Genomic DNA, 18,056 nt, shown 5'->3' on the forward strand with positions numbered 1-18,056 from the left:
TCGGTGTCGCCGATGCGGTTGAGCGGCGCCAGCACCTGTTCGTTGAACTTGGCGGCCTCATCGAGCACCGCCTGCGCCGTCTCGGGCGTGGCGTCCTCGAAGCCGGGCAGCTGGCTGACAGCGTCAAGGCCGGCCAGTTCGTTCATCACGAACAGCATGTCCTTGAGCGGGGCACGGTAGGTCATCGATGTCTCCGGATATGTATAAAAAAGCCGTTCTCGGGCAGGCCCGGAACGGCTAGTACTTCCTGATCGAACCCGGCGTGTCGAACGCCGCGCCGGGCTGCGGGGATCAGCCCAGCGCTGCCACCAGTTCGGGCACCACGGTGTTCAGATCGCCCACCAGGCCGTAGTCGGCCACCGAGAAGATCGGTGCTTCGGCGTCCTTGTTGATCGCCACGATCACCTTGGAGTCCTTCATGCCGGCCAGATGCTGGATCGCGCCGGAGATACCGATGGCGATATACAACTGCGGCGCGACGATCTTGCCGGTCTGGCCGACCTGATAATCGTTGGGCACGAAGCCGGCGTCCACGGCAGCGCGGGAAGCGCCCATCGCGGCGTTCAGCTTGTCGGCCAGCGGCGTCAGCACCTTGGTGTAATTCTCGCCGGAACCCACGCCACGGCCACCGGACACGATGATCTTGGCGGCGGTCAGTTCGGGGCGGTCGCTCTTGGTGACTTCGCGCGAAACGAATTGCGAGATGCCAACATCGGCCACAGCCGGCAGGTTCTCCACGGCGGCCGAACCACCTTCGGCGGCGGCGGCGTCAAAGCCGGTGCCGCGCACGGTGATGACCTTGACCTTGTCCGCCGATTGGACGGTCGAGATCGCGTTGCCGGCGTAGATCGGACGCTCGAAGGTATCCGGGCTGTCGACCTTGGTGATGTCCGACAGCTGGGCCACGTCCAGCCTTGCGGCCACGCGCGGCAGGATGTTCTTGCCGTACGGGGTGGCGGGCGCCAGGATGTGGCTGTAGTCGTTGGCGATGGCCAGCGCTTGCTCGGCCACGTTTTCGGCCAGGCCGTCACCGAAATACGGGGCGTCGGCCAGCAGCACCTTGGACACGCCGGCGATCTTCGCAGCGGCGGCGGCGGCGGCAGCGGCGTTGGCGCCAGCCACCAGCACGTGGACGTCGCCGCCGCACTGGGCGGCTGCGGTCACGGTGTTCAGCGTGGCGGCCTTGATGGATTGGTTGTCGTGTTCAGCAATGACGAGTGCAGTCATGTTTTATCTCCTGGCGCGCTCAGATGACCTTGGCTTCGTTCTTCAGCTTTTGCACCAGCGTCGCAACGTCCGGCACCATCACACCCGCGCTGCGCTTGGGCGGCTCGACGACCTTGAGGGTCTTCAGACGCGGCGCCACGTCCACGCCGAGATCTTCCGGCTTGACGATGTCGAGCTGTTTCTTCTTCGCCTTCATGATGTTGGGCAGCGTCACGTAGCGTGGCTCGTTCAGGCGCAGGTCGGTGGTCACCACCGCCGGCAGCTTGATCGACAGGGTCTCCAGACCGCCGTCCACTTCACGCGTCACCGACGCCTTGCCATCAGCCACCACCACCTTCGAGGCGAAGGTAGCTTGCGGCAGGCCTGCCAGCGCAGCCAGCATCTGGCCGGTCTGGTTGGAGTCGTCGTCGATGGCCTGCTTGCCCAGGATCACCAGTTGCGGCTGCTCCTTGTCTACCAGGGCCTTGAGCAGCTTGGCCACGGCCAGCGGCTGCAGGTCTTCGTTCGATTCGACCAGGATGCCGCGGTCGGCGCCGATGGCCATCGCGGTACGCAGGGTTTCCTGGCACTGGGCCACGCCGCAGGACACGGCGATCACCTCGGTGACCACCCCGGCTTCCCGCAGACGCACCGCTTCTTCCACGGCGATTTCGTCAAACGGGTTCATGCTCATCTTGACGTTGGCCAGATCCACGCCCGTACCGTCCGACTTCACCCGGACCTTGACGTTGTAATCCACCACGCGCTTGACTGCGACGAGTACTTTCATGCGCTCACTCCACTGATAGTCGATAGTCAGAAATTTGGTTCGCTCGCCATTATAACCACCGGCTGGGTGGCACTCTTGTTTTTCGAACGGTCGTACTATTTTATCGGTAAAGAATTGCCGGGCATAGCCCGGCAATGTGAAAACTTGCCCGCATTGTGCCGCAGGATGCCCTGCGTTACACGATTTTCGAGGCTTTTTTCAACTTACCACGCGGTAATCACCGAATCCTTGAAGGTGCTATGGACGTACTGCTTGATCTCCGGCGAGTGGTAGGCCTTGACCAGCTTGGCCACCCAGGGCTTGTTCCTGTCGGCTTCGCGGATGGCGATCAGGTTGGCATAGGGGCCCTTGGGGCCTTCCATGGCAATGGCATCCTTGGTGGGCGACAGGCCGGCCGACTCGGCGTAATTGCCGTTGATGGCGGCGGCGTCGAGGTCATCCAGCGAGCGCGGCAGCTGGGCGGCATCCAGCTCGACGATCTTGATCTTCTTCGGGTTGGCGACGATGTCCAGCGGCGTGGCCTTCAGGCCGGCATCGGCGCGCAGCTTGATCAGACCCTTGCTTTGCAGCAGCAGCAGGCCGCGGCCACCATTGGTGGGATCGTTCGGTACGCCCACGCGCGCGCCTTCCTTGATCTGGTCGAGTGACTTGATCTTCTTGGAGTACACGCCCATCGGGAAAGTCACGGTGAAGGCGATGTGGGTGAACTTGTAGCCACGGTCCTTGATCTGCGCTTCCAGGTAAGGCAGGTGCTGGTAGCTGTTGGCATCCAGGTCGCCCGAAGCCAGCGCCGCATTGGGCTGGATGTAGTCACTGAACTCCACCACCTGGATATTCAGGCCGTCCTTGGCCGCGACCTTCTTCACCTGCTCCATGATCTGGGCGTGCGGGCCGCCGGTGACGCCGATCTTGATCGGCTTTTCCTGCGCCACGGCGCCAGTGGCCAGGCTGGCGCCCAGGGCGGCGCCGACAATCCATTGCAGCAAGTTACGACGTTGCATGTTGACTTCCTTTTTCTCGATTTCTCTAAGTCTTGGTATGTAGCCGGGTGGAACGCCGGATTACTTGTGGCTGATGCGGCGCACCAGCCAGTCGCCGAAGCTTTGCACCGCTTGCACGAAAACAATCAGGATCACCACCACCGCCACCATCACCTCGGTGATGTAGCGCTGGTAGCCGTAGCGGATGCCGAGGTCGCCCAGGCCCCCGCCGCCGATGGCCCCGGCCATGGCCGAATAGCCCACCAGGCTGACGAAGGTGATCGTCAGGCCAGCCACGATGCCGGGCATGGCTTCGGGCAGCAGCACCTTCATCACGATCTGGCCGGTGGTCGCGCCCATCGACTGGGCGGCCTCGACCAGGCCCTTGTCCACCTCGCGCAGCGCGCTTTCCACCAGGCGCGCGATAAACGGTATCGCGGCGATCGTCAGCGGCACCACGGCCGCAGTGGTGCCGATCGACGAACCGACGATGAAGCGCGTGAACGGGATCACCACCACCAGCAGGATGATGAAGGGAATCGAACGCACGGCATTGACCACCACGCCGATGGTGCGGTTGAACAGCGGATGCGACAACACGCCGCCGCGGTTGGTCAGGTGCAGCAGCACGCCCAGCGGCACGCCGAACAACGCGCCGACCACGCCCGAGATCGCCACCATCAGCAACGTCTCGTTGAAGGAGGTCAGGAACAGGTCAAACATTTCAGACCACATGCTCGAACTCCTCCACCACTACGCCTTCCTGTTGCAGGTATTCCATCGCCGCCTTCACATCGGCCAGCTCGCCGGTGGCCATGATGGCCAGCGAACCGAAGGCCTGGCCCTGGATCTCGTCGATATGCCCGTGCAGGATATTGAAGTCCAGCCCGTAGCGGCGGATCGCCTGGGCCAGCACTGGCTGGTCCACGCCTTCGCCCGTGAACGCCAGGCGGTAGACGTGGTCGCGCCCGTTGCCGAGCCGGCTTTCCACGCGCTTGAGCACGCTGGGCGGCAATTCCTGAGCGATCACGTCGCCGATCATGGCGCGCGTGACCTCATGTTGCGGACGCAGGAACACGTCGATCACGCGGCCGGTTTCCACCACCTCCCCGGCCTCGAGCACGGCCACGCGGTCGCAGACCTGTTTGATCACTTCCATCTGGTGCGTGATCATGACAATGGTCAGGCCGAGCTCGCGATTGATCTGCTTGAGCAGCTCCAGAATGGCGCGGGTGGTTTCCGGGTCGAGGGCGGAGGTGGCCTCGTCCGACAGCAGCACCTTGGGCTTGCTCGCCAGCGCGCGGGCAATCCCCACGCGCTGCTTCTGCCCACCGCTGATCTGGGCGGGGTAGCGGTCCTTGAGCGCCGTCAGGCCAACCAGTTCCAGCAGCGGCAGCACCGTGTCGGAGATCTCGCTCCGCGACTTGCCTGCCAGCTCCAGCGGCAGCGCCACGTTGTCAAAGACGGTACGCGACGACAGCAGGTTGAAATGCTGGAAGATCATGCCGATGTCGCGGCGCGCCTTGCGCAGCGCGCCGCTGTCGAGCGCGGTCAGCTCCTGTCCGGCCACGATCACGCGGCCGCCACTGGGGCGATTGAGCAGGTTGATGGCGCGCACCAGCGTGCTCTTGCCAGCGCCGCTACGACCGATGATGCCGAAGACCTCACCCGCCGCAATGGACAGGTTGACGTCCCGCAGCGCATGCACTTCCCCCGACCCTCCGGGAAAGCGTTGCGAAAGACCTTGCAGTTCGATCATGTGAAAAGAAAACGGCAACAGGCGAGAACGTCTCTCTAGCGCTGTTGCCGCATTTTATTTTTTGGGCGAAGCTCGCATTTTAAGCGATCCGCTTCATACCAGAAACGACTTTTTACCGATGTCTTTATATGCTCAAGGCATAAAGACCACAAAAAAGCCGTTTATGCGCCACGCCAGGACGGCGGACGCTTGTCGATAAAGGCCTGGACGCCCTCCAGCGCCGCCGGATCCATCATGTTGCACGCCATGGTCTGCCCCGCCAGTTGGTAGGCCGCCTCGATTCCCATCTCCAGTTGGCGGTAGAACAAGCCCTTGCCGGCGGCCACCGCGGCGGCCGGCTTGGCGCAGATGCTGGCGGCCAGGCGGGCAACCTCGGCGTCGAGGGCGTCGGCGGGCACCACGCGGTTGACCAGCCCGCGGTCCCGGGCCTCCATGGCATCGATCATGTCTCCGGTCAGCAGCATCTCCATCGCATGCTTGCGCGACAGGTTGCGCGACAGGGCCACGCCCGGCGTCGCGCAGAACAAGCCGAGATTGACGCCGGACACCGCGAAGCGCGCGACATCGGCCGCCACCGCCAGATCACACATGGCCACCAACTGGCAGCCGGCAGCCGTGGCGATCCCCTGCACGCGCGCGATCACCGGCTGCGGCATCTTCTGCATCGCCATCATCATGCGGGTGCAGCGATCGAACAGGCGGCGATAGTAGTCGTGCGAAGGGGCAGCCCGCATCTCCCGCAGGTCGTGGCCGGCGCAAAATGCCCGGCCGGCGGCGGCCAGCACCACCACCCGGACCGAGGCGTCGGCGCCAGCGCGGGCAAATGCATCAAACAGCGCATCCAGCAGGTCTTCGGACAAGGCGTTGAACGCCTCGGGGCGGTTCATCGTCAGGCGCAGCACGCCCGGTGCGTCCAGGCTTTCGCTCACCAGCGGCGTTGCAGTGCGGTTGTCGGTTTCAGCCATCCAGGGGCCTCCTATCGTTCGAGCAGCACCTTGAGGTGCGCACACACGCTGCGGCTGAGCGCGCTCAGGTTATAGCCGCCCTCCAGGCAACTGACGATGCGGCCTTGCGCATGCGCGCGGGCGACATCGACCAGCTGGGTCGTGATCCAGGCGTAGTCCTGCTCGACCAGCCCCATCTGGCCCATGTCATCCTCGCGATGGGCGTCGAAGCCCGCCGAGATAAACAGCATCTGCGGCTTGAACTCGTTCAGGCGCGGCAGCCAGATCGTCTCCACCACCTCCCGCACTGCCATACCGCTGGTATAGGCCGGCAGCGGGATGTTGGACATATTGGTGGCAATGTGCTCGGTACCGCTATAGGGATAGAACGGATGCTGGAAGAAACTGCACATCAGCACCCGCTCCTCGCCGCGGAAGGCGGCCTCGGTGCCGTTGCCGTGGTGCACGTCGAAATCGACGATCGCCACGCGTTCGAGGCCATGCACGGCAAGCGCGTGGCGCGCCGCGATCGCCACGTTGTTGTAGAAGCAGAAACCCATGGCCCGGTCCGGCTCCGCATGGTGGCCAGGCGGGCGCACGCAGCAGAAAGCGCTCTCGAACTCGCCGGCCATCACCGCATCGGTGGCGGCCACCGCCGCGCCCGCCGCATGGGTGGCGGCAGCCATCGTATGCGAGTTCATCAGGGTATCGGGATCGATGGGGTGATAGCCGCTGGCGGGACTCGCGGCGGCCAGCGAGGCCATGTACTCCGGGCGATGCACACGCCCGATCTGCTCGGCGCTCGCGGCGGGCGCCTCGCGCCGGTCGAGCAGGCCGTCCATGCCATGCGAGATCAGATGGTCTTCGATGGCCTGCAGGCGTTCCGGGCATTCCGGATGGAATGGCCCCATCTCATGCAGCAGGAACTCGGGATGCGTGTAATAGCCTGTGGGCATGTCTTATTGCTTTATTCGTGGTCTCCATTCGTTACGTTAGCACATGCCGCGCCAGCCACCCAGCGGGGTGCCGCACAGACACCATCCGCTATACTCGTGGCCACTTGCAAAGGACACCATGAACGACACCCAGCGCTCCCTGCGCCGCCCGCTTTTGGGCGCCGCACTTTCCGCTGCCGCATTGAGCTTGTGCGGCGTCTCCCCCGCCCTGCTAGCCGCCGGCAAGCGCCGCGTGAGCATGCGCGAAGAAGAGATCGAGCCGGGTCGCTACCGTGACAACCCCAAGAGCCGCGCCTTTATCGACGAGATGGTGGCACGCCACGGCTTCGCACGCCCGGCCCTGGAAACCTGGTTCGGCCAAGCCGTGTATTCGTCCACGGTAGTGCGCCTGATCATGCCGCCCGCCACGCCGGGGCGCAAAAGCTGGCGCGCCTACCGTTCCCGTTTCATCGAGCCGATCCGCATCAACGCGGGTGTGCGCTTCTGGCAGCAGAACCGAGACACGCTGCGCCGCGCCGAGGCAGAGTTCGGCGTGCCGGCTTCGGTGATCGTCGGCATCATCGGCGTCGAGACCATCTATGGCCGCGACATGGGCACCTTCCGCGTGATCGATTCGCTCTCCACGCTGGCGTTCGACTATCCCGACGTACCTAACCGCGAAGCGCGCACGACGCTGTTCCGCAACCAGCTGGCCGATTACCTGCTGTGGTGCCGGGACACCAATACCGATGTGTTCTCGGTGTTGGGCTCCTTCGCCGGTGCCATTGGCATTCCGCAGTTCATGCCGACCAGCTTGCGCGAGTACGCCATCGACTACGACGGCAACGGCCATATCGACCTGCGCAACAGCGCCACCGACGCGATCGGCAGCGTTGCGCGCTTCCTGCAATTGCATGGCTGGGAACCGGGCCGCCCGGTGGTCTGGCGCATTGCCGCCGACGAGGGCAGCCGCGGCATCGCTGCCGCCGCTGCCGACGGCGAGCCGTGGCCCACCCGCACGCTCAATCAGTTGCTCAAGGCCGGCCTGCGCGTGGACGAGCCGATCAACCTGGCGCGCGAGGGCGAAACCGGCGTGCTGGTGGTTGACCTGCCCACACCGGGCGAAACCACTGACTATATGCTCGGCCTGCGCAATTTCTATGTGCTGACGCGCTATAACCGCAGCTTCTTCTACGCACTGGCGGTCTACCAGTTGGGCGAGGCCGTGAAAGCGGCGATGGGCTGACCTCGCCGCCCCACCCGCCAGAAGCAAACGCAAAAAAAGCAAAAAACCCCGCAACGATGTGCGGGGCTTTTTGTTGGTGCGCGAAACAACGTGCCTCAGGCCGGAAACACCCCGGTAGAAAGATAGCGGTCGCCGCGATCGCACACCACGAACACGATGGTCGCGTTTTCCACTTCCTCGGCGATGCGCACCGCCACGCACAACGCACCTGCAGCGGAAATCCCGCAAAAGATGCCTTCCTCGCGGGCCATGCGGCGGGCCATGTGCTCGGCATCGCCCTGACTCACCGCCTCAGTGCGGTCGATGTACTTCGAGTCGTAGATCTTCGGCATGTATGCCTCGGGCCACTTGCGAATGCCCGGGATGCGTGAGCCTTCGGCCGGCTGCGCGCCAACGATCTGCACTGCCGCGCTTTGCTCTTTCAGGTAGCGCGACACGCCGGTAATGGTGCCGGTGGTCCCCATGGCGGAAACAAAGTGAGTGATGCGTCCTTCGGTATCGCGCCAGATCTCCGGACCGGTGGTCTCATAGTGGGCCAGCGGATTGTCGGGGTTGGCGAACTGGTCGAGGATCACGCCGCGGCCATCACGCTCCATGGAATCGGCGAGGTCCCGCGCGTATTCCATGCCGCCCTTGACCGGGGTCAGGATAATCTCCGCGCCATAGGCTGCCATGCTCTGGCGCCGCTCCATGCTCAGGTCTTCCGGCATGATCAGCACCATCTTGTAGCCGCGAATGGCGGCCGCCATGGCCAGCGCAATGCCGGTATTGCCCGAGGTAGCTTCGATCAGCGTATCGCCCGGCTTGATGCGCCCGCGCGATTCGGCGCGGGCAATCATCGACACCGCCGGCCTGTCCTTGACCGAGCCCGCCGGGTTGTTGCCCTCGAGCTTGCCGAGGATCACGTTGCCGCGCGGAGCGCCGGCGGCACCGGGGATGCGCTGCAGTTGGACCAGCGGCGTATTGCCGATGGTGTCTTCAATCGTCTTGTAGGCCATGGTGAGCGGGATTCCAATGTCGGCGGACATTGTAATCCAGTCCCGAAACCCGCGTTGCCGGCGTGGACGGACATCGCAGCCCGCCACGCCGCGGCCAATCAGGCCTTCGCCTCGGCTTCGTTCTTGCTGTTGCCCAGCAGGTGGTAGAGCAGAATGGCTCCGAAAGTGGCGGTACCGATGCCGCCCAGCGTCATGCCACCCAGCTTCAGGGTCAGGTCGCCGGCCGCCACGGTCAGCGTGGCGCCGACCGTGATCAGGTTGCGCGAATTGGAGAAATCGACCTTGTTCTCAACCCAGATGCGCCCCGCGGTGGCGGCGATCAGGCCAAACACGACAATGGTCAGGCCACCGATCACCGGACCCGGGATGGTCAGGATCAGCGCACCGAACTTGGGCGAAAAGCCAAGCACCAGGGCCACCACAGCCGCCACCACGAAGATCAGCGTGGAGTAGATCTTGGTCACGGCCATCACGCCCATGTTCTCGGCATAGGTGGTCACGCCCGTGCCGCCCCCGCCCGCGGAAATGATGGTGGCAATGCCATCGCCGATAAAGGCGCGGCCGATGTACGGGTCGAGATTGCGGCCGGTCATCACGCTGATGGCCTTGATGTGCCCGAGGTTTTCCGCCACCAGCACGATGGCCACCGGTGCGATCAGCAGCATGGCGCTGGCCCGGAACACTGGCGACGTGAAGACCGGCAGGCCGAACCAGCTGGCCGCGGCCACGCCGGAGAAGTCGATGGCCTTGCCCATGCCCAGCCCGTTGGTGCAGATGTAGTACAGCACGTAGCCGAACAAGCCGCCCACGAGCACCGGCAGCCGGCGCAACATGCCCGGCGCATGCACCGCCACCGTGCCCACGGCCAGCACCGTGGCCAGCCCCACCCAGGTGTCAAGCGCGGCGCCGCTGACGGCCTTGACTGCCACCGGCGCAAGATTCAGGCCGATCGCCGCCACAATGGCACCCGTCACCACAGGCGGCATCAGCCGCTCGACCCAGCGATATCCGACCGCCTGCACCACCAGCCCGATCAGCAGGTAGAGCACGCCGGCGGCGATGATGCCGCCCAGCGCCACCGGGATATTGGGATTCGGTCCGCTGCCGGCATAGCCGGTCGCGGCGATCACCACGGCGATAAAGGCAAAGCTGGAACCCAGGTAGCTGGGCACCCTGCCGCGCACACACAGGAAGAAGATCAGCGTACCGATGCCCGAAAACAGGATGGCGATATTGGGATTGAAACCCATCAGGATCGGCGCGATCGCCGTCGAGCCGAACATCGCCACCACATGCTGGATCCCAGCCAGGAGCGTCTGGCCGGCAGGCAGACGCTCATCAGGCGCAATCACGCCGTGGGTCTTTAGCCGCCACTTGGGCAGGAATCCCGCGTCCTCGTTATTTCCCATTGTCCAGCTCCCGTTTTTTTGGCCTGGCCCCCGCATGCGTGAGCAGGTCCGGCTCGATTTGGATTATGTTGGCCGCGAAGCCGGCTCAGGCTGCCGCGGCGTCCGCATGATACCGCGCGACCGCAATCGTGCGAAGCCACGCGGAACTAGCACGAGCCATACCAGCGTCTGCCGTCCGCACCGGTGCGCGGGCGGCAAAAAGCCCCGGACCAGGCCGGGGCTTCGATGCGCAAATACGGACGATGCGGGCGTCGCGGCCGCGAGCCCGCCGGCGTCTTAGCGGGCGGCCTTGACCGGCGGTTTCTCCGCCTTGCCATCCTTCTGGGCCGCGGCCACCGCGGCCTTCGGCGCGGCGGCGCTGCCGGCGCCAATGGTCATGCCAGCCTCCTGCAAACGCACGACCGATTTCTGCCCGAGGCCCTTGACGCGATCCGCGAGATCCGCGGCATCCTTGAAGGGCCCGCCCCTGGTGCGCTCATTGATGATGGTGCTGGCCGTAGCCGGCCCGATGCCCTTGAGCGAAACCAGTGCGGCTTCATCGGCGGTGTTCACATCGACCGCCGCGAGCGCGGCGCCCGACAGCGAAAACCATACGGCAGCCGCCAGCAATACCTGTTTTGAAGCCGTCAGAGTTTGCTTGAACATGGGAGATTCTCCTATCCGTTTATGAAGGTTGCCTCGCCCGGTCCGGACGAGGCAACACGGAGGATAGGAGCGGCAGGCCGCCTTGGCGCGCCCTGCAACAAAAGTTCACCTCAACGCTACCGAGGTGTTTCCGTCAAGGGCGGCAAAGCGGACCGCGCACTTTGCGATCTCAGGCCTTGTTCTGAAGCAGCCAGCGGCAATAGCGCGACACGCCTTCTTCCACTGTGTAGAACGGCTCCTTGTACCCGGCGCCACGCAGGCGCGAGACATCGGATTGCGTGTAGCACTGATACTTGCCGCGCAACGCATCGGGGAACTTGATGTATTCCACCAGGCCCTCCTGCACCATCTCGTCGAGCGTCAGGTGGGGACGGCCATCGGCTTCGCGCAGCGTGTTGACCACGGTCGCGGCGATATCGTTGAAAGGTTGCGCACGCCCGGTGCCAAGATTGAAGATGCCCGACTTGTCCGGGTGATCCAGGAAGAACAGGTTGACCTTGACCACGTCCTCCACCGAGATGAAATCGCGGGTGTGGCCACCCGGTACGTAGCCGCCATACTCGCCGAACAGCTTCACGGTGCCATCGGCACGGAACTGGTTGAAATTGTGGAACGCCACCGACGCCATGCGCCCCTTGTGCGCTTCGCGCGGGCCATAGACGTTGAAGTAGCGAAAACCCACGATCTGCGACAGCGCGGTCGGCAACGTGCGGCGCACCACCTGGTCGAACAGGAACTTGGAGTAGCCGTAGACGTTCAGCGGCTTCTCATATTCGCGTTCTTCCTTGAACACCTGCGAGGCACCGTAGGTCGCGGCCGACGATGCGTAGAGGAATTGCGTGCCCTGCTCCAGGCAGGCATCCATCAGCCCCTTGGTGTAGCGGAAGTTGTTCTCCATCATGTAGCGGCCATCCGTCTCCATGGTGTCCGAGCAGGCACCCTCATGGAAGACCGCGCGCACCTTGCCGAACTCGCCGCATGTGAAGCGTTCGAGAAACTCGCCTTTGTCCAGGTAGTCACGGATCTCGCAGTCGACGAGATTGTGGAACTTGTCGGCACGCGTCAGATTGTCGACGGCGACGACGTTGTCTTCGCCGCGCTCGTTCAGGCCCTTGACGAGGTTGCTGCCGATAAAGCCGGCAGCGCCGGTAACGATGATGGTCATGGTCGTGTGGGCTCAATCGAGCCAGAAGACAGCGCGGACATTACGCCGGCGTGCCGAACAATTCAGGATAGGTGACAACCGCGGTGCCCAGCTTGCCCACCACGATGCTGCCGGCGCGATTGGCGTGCTGCACGGCTTCCTTGAGTGGCACGCCCGCCCCCAGCATGGTCGCCAGCGTGGCGATCACGGTATCGCCGGCACCGGACACGTCATAGACTTCGCGCGCCTGCGCCGAAACGTGCAATACCTCCGCTTCGGTATAGAGCGTCATGCCCTCTTCCGAACGGGTCAGCAGCAACGCCTCGAGATGCAACTCCCGCCGCAGGTTCTGGGCCCGGATAGTGAGATCGGACTCGGTTTTCCAGGCACCCACCACATGACGCATTTCGGCGCGGTTGGGGGTGATCAGCGTGGCGCCGCGATAGCGCGAATAGTCGTCGCCCTTGGGATCGACGAGCACCATGCAACCCGCTGCGCGGCCCGTCTCGACCATGCGGCCCACGTGGGCCAGTCCGCCCTTGCCGTAGTCGGAGAGCACCAGTACCTTGTACTCCTTGACCAAGGCCTGGAAGCTATCCAGTACGGAAGCCAGCACTTCGTGCGCCGGGACGTTCTCGAAATCGACCCGCAGCAACTGCTGCTGGTGCGCCATCACGCGCAGCTTGATGGTGGTGTTGACGCTGGCGTCGCGCAGCAGGTAGGGCTGCACGTGGCTGGCATTCAGGAGCGCCTCCAGGGTACGGCCGGGTTCGTCGTCGCCGACCACGCCCAGCATGCCGACCTGAGCGCCCAGCGCGGCGGCATTGCGCGCCACGTTGGCGGCGCCGCCAAGGCGCTCGTCGCTACGCTTTACCTGCACGACCGGCACCGGCGCCTCCGGCGAGATGCGCTCGACATCGCCGAACCAATAGCGGTCGAGCATCATGTCGCCCGCCACCAGGATGCGCGATTGATTGATCTGTTGCTGCGGAATATGGTTCTTGCTCATGGACATCCTTGGCAACACTGCCCGGTCCGTCACCCGGGGCGTTGGCTTGTCGTTCCCGTTGGGTTGCGGTTCAGCGCGTCGTGGTCGGCCGCCCGATCGCATGATATTCGATGCCCGATTCCTGCATGGCCTCGGGCTCGTACAGATTGCGTCCGTCGAAGATGACGGGTGCCTTCAGGCGGCGCTTGATCTGGTTGAAATCCGGGCTGCGGAACACCTTCCACTCGGTGACGATCACCAGCGCATCGGCGCCATCGAGCGTATCCATCTGCGCATCGCTGAAATGCACGCGCGCAAAGCCGCCTTCGATATCGGCGAGATCGATTTCCAGCGCGCGCCGGGCCTCGGCCATCGAAATGGGATCGTGCACGCGCAACGCGGCACCGCGCGAAATCAGCGCACGCGCCAGCACCCGCGACGGCGCTTCGCGCATATCGTCGGTATTGGGCTTGAAGGCCAGCCCCCAGATCGCAAAGGTGCGGCCTGCGAGATCCTCGCCGAAGCGCCGCACGACCTTGTCGGCCAGCACCTGCTTTTGCGCATCGTTGACCGCTTCCACCGCTTCGAGCACCCGCATGGGCTTGCCATGCGCGCTGGCGGTGCGCATCAGTGCCTGCACGTCCTTGGGAAAACAAGAGCCGCCGTAACCGGCGCCGGCGTACAGGAAACTATAGCCGATGCGCGGATCGGAACCGATGCCCATGCGAACCAGTTCGATGTCCGCACCGACCTCGTCCGCCAGGTTCGCCAGCTCGTTCATGAACGAGATCCGGGTGGCCAGCATCGAGTTGGCCGCGTACTTGGTGAACTCGGCCGAGCGCACATCCATATAGAAGGTGCGCTCGTGGTTGCGGTTAAACGGTGCGTACAACTGGCGCATGATCGCCTTGGCATGGCGGCCCGCCACGTCGGCATCGCAACCCAGCACGATGCGGTCGGGGCGCATGAAATCCTCCACCGCGGCGCCTTCCTTCAGGAACTCGGGATTCGACACCACCGAGAACTGCAGGTCCTCCAGGCCGCGCGCGCCCAGTTCGGCACGAATGGCTTCGGTGACACGGTCGCCGGTGCCGACCGGCACCGTCGATTTGTCCACCACCACCTTGAAGCCCGTCATATGCCGGCCGATATTGCGGGCAGCCGCCAGCACATATTGCAGATCGGCGGAGCCGTCCTCGTCGGGCGGCGTGCCGACCGCGATGAACTGCACGTCGGCATGCTCCACGCTGGCCGCCACATCGGTGGAGAACGTCAGCCGCCCGGCCTCGCGATTGCGTTGGATCAGTTCCTTGAGGCCCGGCTCGTAGATCGGTACGCCACCCGCATTGAGCAGCGCGATCTTGCGTTCATCGACGTCCAGGCAAAACACATCGTTGCCCAGTTCGGCCAGACAGGCCCCGGTCACTAGACCGACGTAGCCGCTGCCGATAATGGTGACTTTCATAGCTTGTACTCCAGATAGGGATTGGCGTGCGACGCAACAGCGTCAGCCGAGTGCCTCGCTACGGCGCGGCGCGTATGTTTCCCAGCGGTTGCAGCCGGGGCACTGCCAATAGAACAATCGCGCGCGGAAGCCGCATTCGCGGCAGGTATAGCGCGCCAGGTTACGCGTGCGATTCTGCAGCAGGTCGCGAATCGCCGACACCTCCTGCTCCTGTTCGATATCGTGGGCGGTCGCCTGAAGCGCCTGCGCCACGGCGGTGCCCGCTTCTGCCACGCCGTTGGCCTCGCCCACGGCGGCGACCTCGGCGGCCTGCGCCTCGAAATACTTGGTCAACGCTTGCAGCGACGGCTGCCGGCGCAGTTGCTCGCGCATCAAGACAGCCGCGGCATGCGCGCCATGCAGTTCGAGTTCGGCGCGATACGCAATATCCAGCAACTCGGCCGCCAGATTGGTCTTGAGCAAGCCGCGCAGCCATTCCATCGCCCGCCCGTTATCGCCGAGCTGGCGATAAGCCTTGACGACGCGGTCCGCCACCAGCGGCAGGTAGGCGGCATCCTGCCGCTCGATACCGAGCCAGTGGCCAAGCGCGCCCTGTGCGTCGCCTGCCGCCATGGCCACGTCGCCCAGCAGCATCGGCGCGCGCACATTGGCGGGATTTTCCTTGACTGCCTGCTCCAACCAGCCGATCGCGTCCTCGGACTGCTTGCGCTGCAGGGCATCCTGCGCCAGTTCGCAGCAGAATTGCGCGATCTGCAAACTGTAGTCCTTTTGCTCCAGCGGCTGAAGTTCGCGTGCCGCCTCGATGGCCTTCTTCCACTCCTTCTCGACTTCGTAGAGTTCGAGCAGCACATGCTTGGCCGGCGCCGCATAGGGGCCCGACATCAGCCGCCGCAGCGATTCCTCGGCACGGTCAAGCAGGCCGGCGCGCAGGAAGTCCTGGCCCAGCTCAAAGAGTGCGTGCTCGCGCTCGGCGTCGGGGAGATCCTCGCGGCTGGCGAGGTTCTGGTGCACGCGAATGGCGCGTTCGGTTTCGCCGCGCCGGCGGAACAGTGCGCCGAGCGCGAAGTGCAGTTCGGTGGTCTCGGGGTCCAGCCGCGCCACCTCGATAAACGCGTCGATGGCTTGATCGGGCTGCTCATTGAGCAGGAAGTTCAGGCCCTTGAAATAGGAGCGCGGCAGCGCGCCCTGTTCGCTCATGAGCTGCCGCGCATCAAAGCGCGCAGCCATCCAGCCGAGGCCGAAAATGAGCGGCAGCGCGAGCAGCCACCAGGTTTCAAAAATCATTGGTCAAACTTTCGGGCCAACTACGTTGTAAGGGATGCCGGAGCCCGCCTGTGGTTCGCGGGCACCTTCCGCGGCCTGGCTGCGCGCCTCGCCGAGCGCGCGCCGCAGCCGGTTCGCTTCCATGCGCTGGCGCATCAGCGCGGGCGCTACCGCCGCCAGCGCAGCGACAATACCCAGCCCGAAAGCGGCCAGCAGGATCAGGATCAGCGGCGCTCGCCAGACGGCATCGAAGAAGAGTTGCAGGGAAGCATCGGCGGTATTGCGCAGCGCCAGCACGAACAGCAGCGCGAACAGGACGATACGGATGATCCAGGCGACAAGTTTCATGCGGGCTTCATGCGGAAGATGGGATGGTTCGGACTCCGGTGATGCGAACGCCGGCGGGCGACGCCCCTCGGTGGTAGGGTAGGGATAGGCCATTCCTGGTCACCATCCCCCCCTAAGAACCGTACGTGCGAGTTTCCCCGCATACGGCTCAAGCCTCTACAAAATGTTAATTAAACACCGGTTTCACAACAGTTTGGCCGTGGTGGTGAACTTGGATATGGCAGTTCGGATGCAGCAGCACGCGATTCCCTAGAGCATCGGACCCGCCGAGAATGCGCGGTTCCAAGTGGTGATCTTCCCACCCCGTCTCTTTGGTGATCTTGCACTGACACACCGCACACAACCCTCGCTGTGACACATACAGTTTGATCCATTGCTTTCGGTGCGTCATGCTTGCTTGCATGCGCTCCTGCCGCAATTTCTCACCATAGCGCTCCTGCTCGGGATCAAATGGGTTGTAACTCCCTTTAATTTTCGTGTGCCGCTGAATGACCGTGCTCGCGAGCGAGTACAACTCCATCCAGCGGCTACTGCCGTCGTCGTCCGCGATTGCGGTCCCAAACACCCAGTTCCGTTCCCCGAACGATGCGAAATACTTCTTCCGCACCCAATCGGCGTTCTTCCCTCGGTGTCGCCGTTTTGCCCATCGCCATAGAGCCTTAAATACAGCATGCTCCACGCGTGTGAACGTCGCCTTCGCAACCACTGGGCTGTGGTACTGCGCCCAGCCCCTTAGCATCGGGTTCAGCAGTTCGATCAGATCGGCCTGCTTCACCGCCTTGTTAGCACTGATAACCTCCTTCACCTTGCGATAGAACGTCTGCACGTTCTTTTTGCTCGGCTTGATGAGCAGCGTTCCCGAGTACTTCCGGAAATTCCACCCAAGGAAGTCAAAGCCTTCGGCAATGTGGACGATCCGCGTTTTCTCCGTCGATAGCGTCAGCCCCCGTACTGCCAGGAACTGCTCTACCCATGGCTTCACCTCGTGCTCCAAAACTTCCGGCGTATTGCCGGTGATCACGAAGTCGTCCGCATAGCGCACAACATTCACCTTCAACTTCTTCGTGTTGTTGACTCCTAGCTTTGTCCTGAGGAACTCCACCAGTTGCCGTTCCAACCCGTTCAATGCCACGTTTGCCAGAGTCGGGGAAATGATGCCCCCCTGTGGTGTTCCGGCTTCGGTCGCCTGAAACTGACCCTGAAATACCACGCCAGCTTTCAGCCATTTCCGCAGGATTGCTTTGTCCATCGGGACGTTGCGCTCCAGCCAGTCGTGACTGATATGGTCAAAGCACCCCTTGATATCCGCCTCTAGTACCCATTGAGCCGAAGCCTTCTGGGACAGCGAGACAAATAGCTGAGACATGGCATCCGCGGTAGAGCGATTGATCCGGAACCCATAGGAGTTCAGATCACTCGTCCCTTCGGACACCGGTTCCAGCGCCAGCAGGTATAACGCCTGCATGGCTCGATCCAACATGGTCGGAATGCCCAGAGGGCGCTCTTTCCCGTTGGCTTTAGGAATAAAGACCCTCCTTAATGGCATGGGTCGATACCCCCGTCGCTTCAACCGCCCGATGGCTTCCCACCGGACTTCAGGCGAGTTCCACTGTTCGCGGTCAACACCTACTGTCCGCGCACCTTGGTTCTCCGTCACTCGCCGTACCGCCGATGCCTTGGCGGACCACGAGCGGGTCAGAGACCGTTGCAGCGCTTTCACCCTGCGCCAGTCCCCTTCCTGTGTTGCCTTCGCAATTCGAATCTGCATTACCCGGACGTTCCGTTCGACGCGGCGCCAATTGATGTCGCCCCATCGCTGCGGTACGCCGGAGGGCGCAGATTCATCCTTGCGGATCAATGCTTCCATGCTGCTCTCCTATCTTGAGGATCCTCCCCAAAATCAAGAGACAACATGCCCCTTGAGGGACAGTTGCCC

18 protein-coding genes are annotated in these 18,056 nt (G+C 63.6%); 1 reads left to right on the plus strand and 17 read right to left on the minus strand.

Translation table 11 applies throughout. The features are described 5' to 3' along the window. The 8 genes from AC1DS6_RS40980 to AC1DS6_RS41015 form a co-directional block, all read right to left on the minus strand. A partial coding sequence (locus tag AC1DS6_RS40980) for an acyl-CoA dehydrogenase N-terminal domain-containing protein (RefSeq protein WP_477103319.1) occupies positions 1–185 on the minus strand: 185 nt, incomplete at its 3' end. 106 nt (positions 186–291) lie between these two features. Next, positions 292–1,227, minus strand: coding sequence for an electron transfer flavoprotein subunit alpha/FixB family protein (locus AC1DS6_RS40985; RefSeq protein WP_035858830.1), 936 nt, complete (start codon positions 1,225–1,227; stop codon positions 292–294). Between the two features lie 19 nt (positions 1,228–1,246). Next, positions 1,247–1,996, minus strand: a complete 750-nt coding sequence (locus AC1DS6_RS40990; protein ID WP_045238007.1) for an electron transfer flavoprotein subunit beta/FixA family protein — start codon at positions 1,994–1,996, stop codon at positions 1,247–1,249. A 203-nt stretch (positions 1,997–2,199) separates the two neighbouring features. After that, the gene (locus tag AC1DS6_RS40995; RefSeq protein ID WP_441631127.1) at positions 2,200–2,997 is read right to left on the minus strand and encodes a MetQ/NlpA family ABC transporter substrate-binding protein; all 798 of its coding nucleotides are present in this window, start codon (positions 2,995–2,997) and stop codon (positions 2,200–2,202) included. A gap of 60 nt (positions 2,998–3,057) precedes the next feature. Continuing rightward, positions 3,058–3,711: a methionine ABC transporter permease gene (locus AC1DS6_RS41000; RefSeq protein WP_035858822.1), complete on the minus strand. Its 654-nt coding sequence runs from the start codon at positions 3,709–3,711 to the stop codon at positions 3,058–3,060. Then, positions 3,701–4,735 (minus strand): methionine ABC transporter ATP-binding protein, encoded by a 1,035-nt coding sequence (locus tag AC1DS6_RS41005; RefSeq protein ID WP_045238004.1) that lies wholly within the window; start codon positions 4,733–4,735, stop codon positions 3,701–3,703. The genes AC1DS6_RS41000 and AC1DS6_RS41005 overlap by 11 nt, the downstream gene beginning before the upstream one ends. A gap of 161 nt (positions 4,736–4,896) precedes the next feature. Next, complete coding sequence (locus AC1DS6_RS41010; RefSeq protein WP_441631130.1) at positions 4,897–5,700, minus strand: enoyl-CoA hydratase; 804 nt, start codon at positions 5,698–5,700, stop codon at positions 4,897–4,899. 11 nt (positions 5,701–5,711) lie between these two features. Further along, positions 5,712–6,635, minus strand: coding sequence for a histone deacetylase family protein (locus tag AC1DS6_RS41015; RefSeq protein WP_441631132.1), 924 nt, complete (start codon positions 6,633–6,635; stop codon positions 5,712–5,714). A 118-nt stretch (positions 6,636–6,753) separates the two neighbouring features. Here AC1DS6_RS41015 and mltB point away from each other — a divergent pair, with 118 nt between their 5' ends. Then, complete coding sequence (gene mltB, locus AC1DS6_RS41020; RefSeq protein ID WP_441631134.1) at positions 6,754–7,860, plus strand: lytic murein transglycosylase B; 1,107 nt, start codon at positions 6,754–6,756, stop codon at positions 7,858–7,860. 95 nt (positions 7,861–7,955) lie between these two features. Here mltB and cysM read toward each other — a convergent pair whose 3' ends face one another. From cysM to ltrA, 9 genes are all read right to left on the minus strand, one after another. After that, positions 7,956–8,858 (minus strand): cysteine synthase CysM, encoded by a 903-nt coding sequence (gene cysM, locus AC1DS6_RS41025; protein WP_035858835.1) that lies wholly within the window; start codon positions 8,856–8,858, stop codon positions 7,956–7,958. Positions 8,859–8,956: 98 nt separating this feature from the next. Continuing rightward, positions 8,957–10,267: a solute carrier family 23 protein gene (locus AC1DS6_RS41030; RefSeq protein ID WP_477104651.1), complete on the minus strand. Its 1,311-nt coding sequence runs from the start codon at positions 10,265–10,267 to the stop codon at positions 8,957–8,959. A gap of 276 nt (positions 10,268–10,543) precedes the next feature. Beyond that, positions 10,544–10,912, minus strand: a complete 369-nt coding sequence (locus AC1DS6_RS41035) for a ComEA family DNA-binding protein (RefSeq protein ID WP_441631138.1) — start codon at positions 10,910–10,912, stop codon at positions 10,544–10,546. A 169-nt stretch (positions 10,913–11,081) separates the two neighbouring features. Continuing rightward, positions 11,082–12,077, minus strand: a complete 996-nt coding sequence (rfaD, locus tag AC1DS6_RS41040; protein WP_441631140.1) for an ADP-glyceromanno-heptose 6-epimerase — start codon at positions 12,075–12,077, stop codon at positions 11,082–11,084. 40 nt (positions 12,078–12,117) lie between these two features. Next, positions 12,118–13,065, minus strand: a complete 948-nt coding sequence (gene rfaE1 / locus AC1DS6_RS41045) for a D-glycero-beta-D-manno-heptose-7-phosphate kinase (protein WP_051647932.1) — start codon at positions 13,063–13,065, stop codon at positions 12,118–12,120. 70 nt (positions 13,066–13,135) lie between these two features. Then, positions 13,136–14,509 (minus strand): UDP-glucose dehydrogenase family protein, encoded by a 1,374-nt coding sequence (locus tag AC1DS6_RS41050; protein ID WP_441631144.1) that lies wholly within the window; start codon positions 14,507–14,509, stop codon positions 13,136–13,138. Positions 14,510–14,551: 42 nt separating this feature from the next. Next, positions 14,552–15,793, minus strand: a complete 1,242-nt coding sequence (lapB, locus tag AC1DS6_RS41055; protein ID WP_441631146.1) for a lipopolysaccharide assembly protein LapB — start codon at positions 15,791–15,793, stop codon at positions 14,552–14,554. 3 nt (positions 15,794–15,796) lie between these two features. After that, positions 15,797–16,120, minus strand: a complete 324-nt coding sequence (locus tag AC1DS6_RS41060) for a lipopolysaccharide assembly protein LapA domain-containing protein (RefSeq protein WP_035858787.1) — start codon at positions 16,118–16,120, stop codon at positions 15,797–15,799. A 166-nt stretch (positions 16,121–16,286) separates the two neighbouring features. Then, on the minus strand, positions 16,287–17,987 hold the full coding sequence (gene ltrA / locus AC1DS6_RS41065; protein ID WP_477104652.1) for a group II intron reverse transcriptase/maturase: 1,701 nt from the start codon (positions 17,985–17,987) through the stop codon (positions 16,287–16,289). Positions 17,988–18,056 lie beyond the last annotated feature (69 nt).

Source organism: Cupriavidus sp. 05L310 (assembly GCF_056398185.1).

What these genes read in the sequence shown, in the direction of transcription:
- AC1DS6_RS41005 (WP_045238004.1), bottom strand. Translation starts at nt 4,735, where the DNA reads ATGATCGAACTGCAAGGTCTTTCGCAACGCTTTCCCGGAGGGTCGGGG.
- rfaD (WP_441631140.1), bottom strand. Translation starts at nt 12,077, where the DNA reads ATGACCATCATCGTTACCGGCGCTGCCGGCTTTATCGGCAGCAACCTC.
- mltB (WP_441631134.1), top strand. Translation starts at nt 6,754, where the DNA reads ATGAACGACACCCAGCGCTCCCTGCGCCGCCCGCTTTTGGGCGCCGCA.
- rfaE1 (WP_051647932.1), bottom strand. Translation starts at nt 13,065, where the DNA reads ATGAGCAAGAACCATATTCCGCAGCAACAGATCAATCAATCGCGCATC.
- AC1DS6_RS41015 (WP_441631132.1), bottom strand. Translation starts at nt 6,635, where the DNA reads ATGCCCACAGGCTATTACACGCATCCCGAGTTCCTGCTGCATGAGATG.
- cysM (WP_035858835.1), bottom strand. Translation starts at nt 8,858, where the DNA reads ATGGCCTACAAGACGATTGAAGACACCATCGGCAATACGCCGCTGGTC.
- AC1DS6_RS41050 (WP_441631144.1), bottom strand. Translation starts at nt 14,509, where the DNA reads ATGAAAGTCACCATTATCGGCAGCGGCTACGTCGGTCTAGTGACCGGG.
- AC1DS6_RS41060 (WP_035858787.1), bottom strand. Translation starts at nt 16,120, where the DNA reads ATGAAACTTGTCGCCTGGATCATCCGTATCGTCCTGTTCGCGCTGCTG.
- AC1DS6_RS40995 (WP_441631127.1), bottom strand. Translation starts at nt 2,997, where the DNA reads ATGCAACGTCGTAACTTGCTGCAATGGATTGTCGGCGCCGCCCTGGGC.
- AC1DS6_RS41010 (WP_441631130.1), bottom strand. Translation starts at nt 5,700, where the DNA reads ATGGCTGAAACCGACAACCGCACTGCAACGCCGCTGGTGAGCGAAAGC.
- lapB (WP_441631146.1), bottom strand. Translation starts at nt 15,793, where the DNA reads ATGATTTTTGAAACCTGGTGGCTGCTCGCGCTGCCGCTCATTTTCGGC.
- AC1DS6_RS41000 (WP_035858822.1), bottom strand. Translation starts at nt 3,711, where the DNA reads ATGTGGTCTGAAATGTTTGACCTGTTCCTGACCTCCTTCAACGAGACG.
- AC1DS6_RS41035 (WP_441631138.1), bottom strand. Translation starts at nt 10,912, where the DNA reads ATGTTCAAGCAAACTCTGACGGCTTCAAAACAGGTATTGCTGGCGGCT.
- AC1DS6_RS40985 (WP_035858830.1), bottom strand. Translation starts at nt 1,227, where the DNA reads ATGACTGCACTCGTCATTGCTGAACACGACAACCAATCCATCAAGGCC.
- AC1DS6_RS40990 (WP_045238007.1), bottom strand. Translation starts at nt 1,996, where the DNA reads ATGAAAGTACTCGTCGCAGTCAAGCGCGTGGTGGATTACAACGTCAAG.
- AC1DS6_RS41030 (WP_477104651.1), bottom strand. Translation starts at nt 10,267, where the DNA reads ATGGGAAATAACGAGGACGCGGGATTCCTGCCCAAGTGGCGGCTAAAG.
- ltrA (WP_477104652.1), bottom strand. Translation starts at nt 17,987, where the DNA reads ATGGAAGCATTGATCCGCAAGGATGAATCTGCGCCCTCCGGCGTACCG.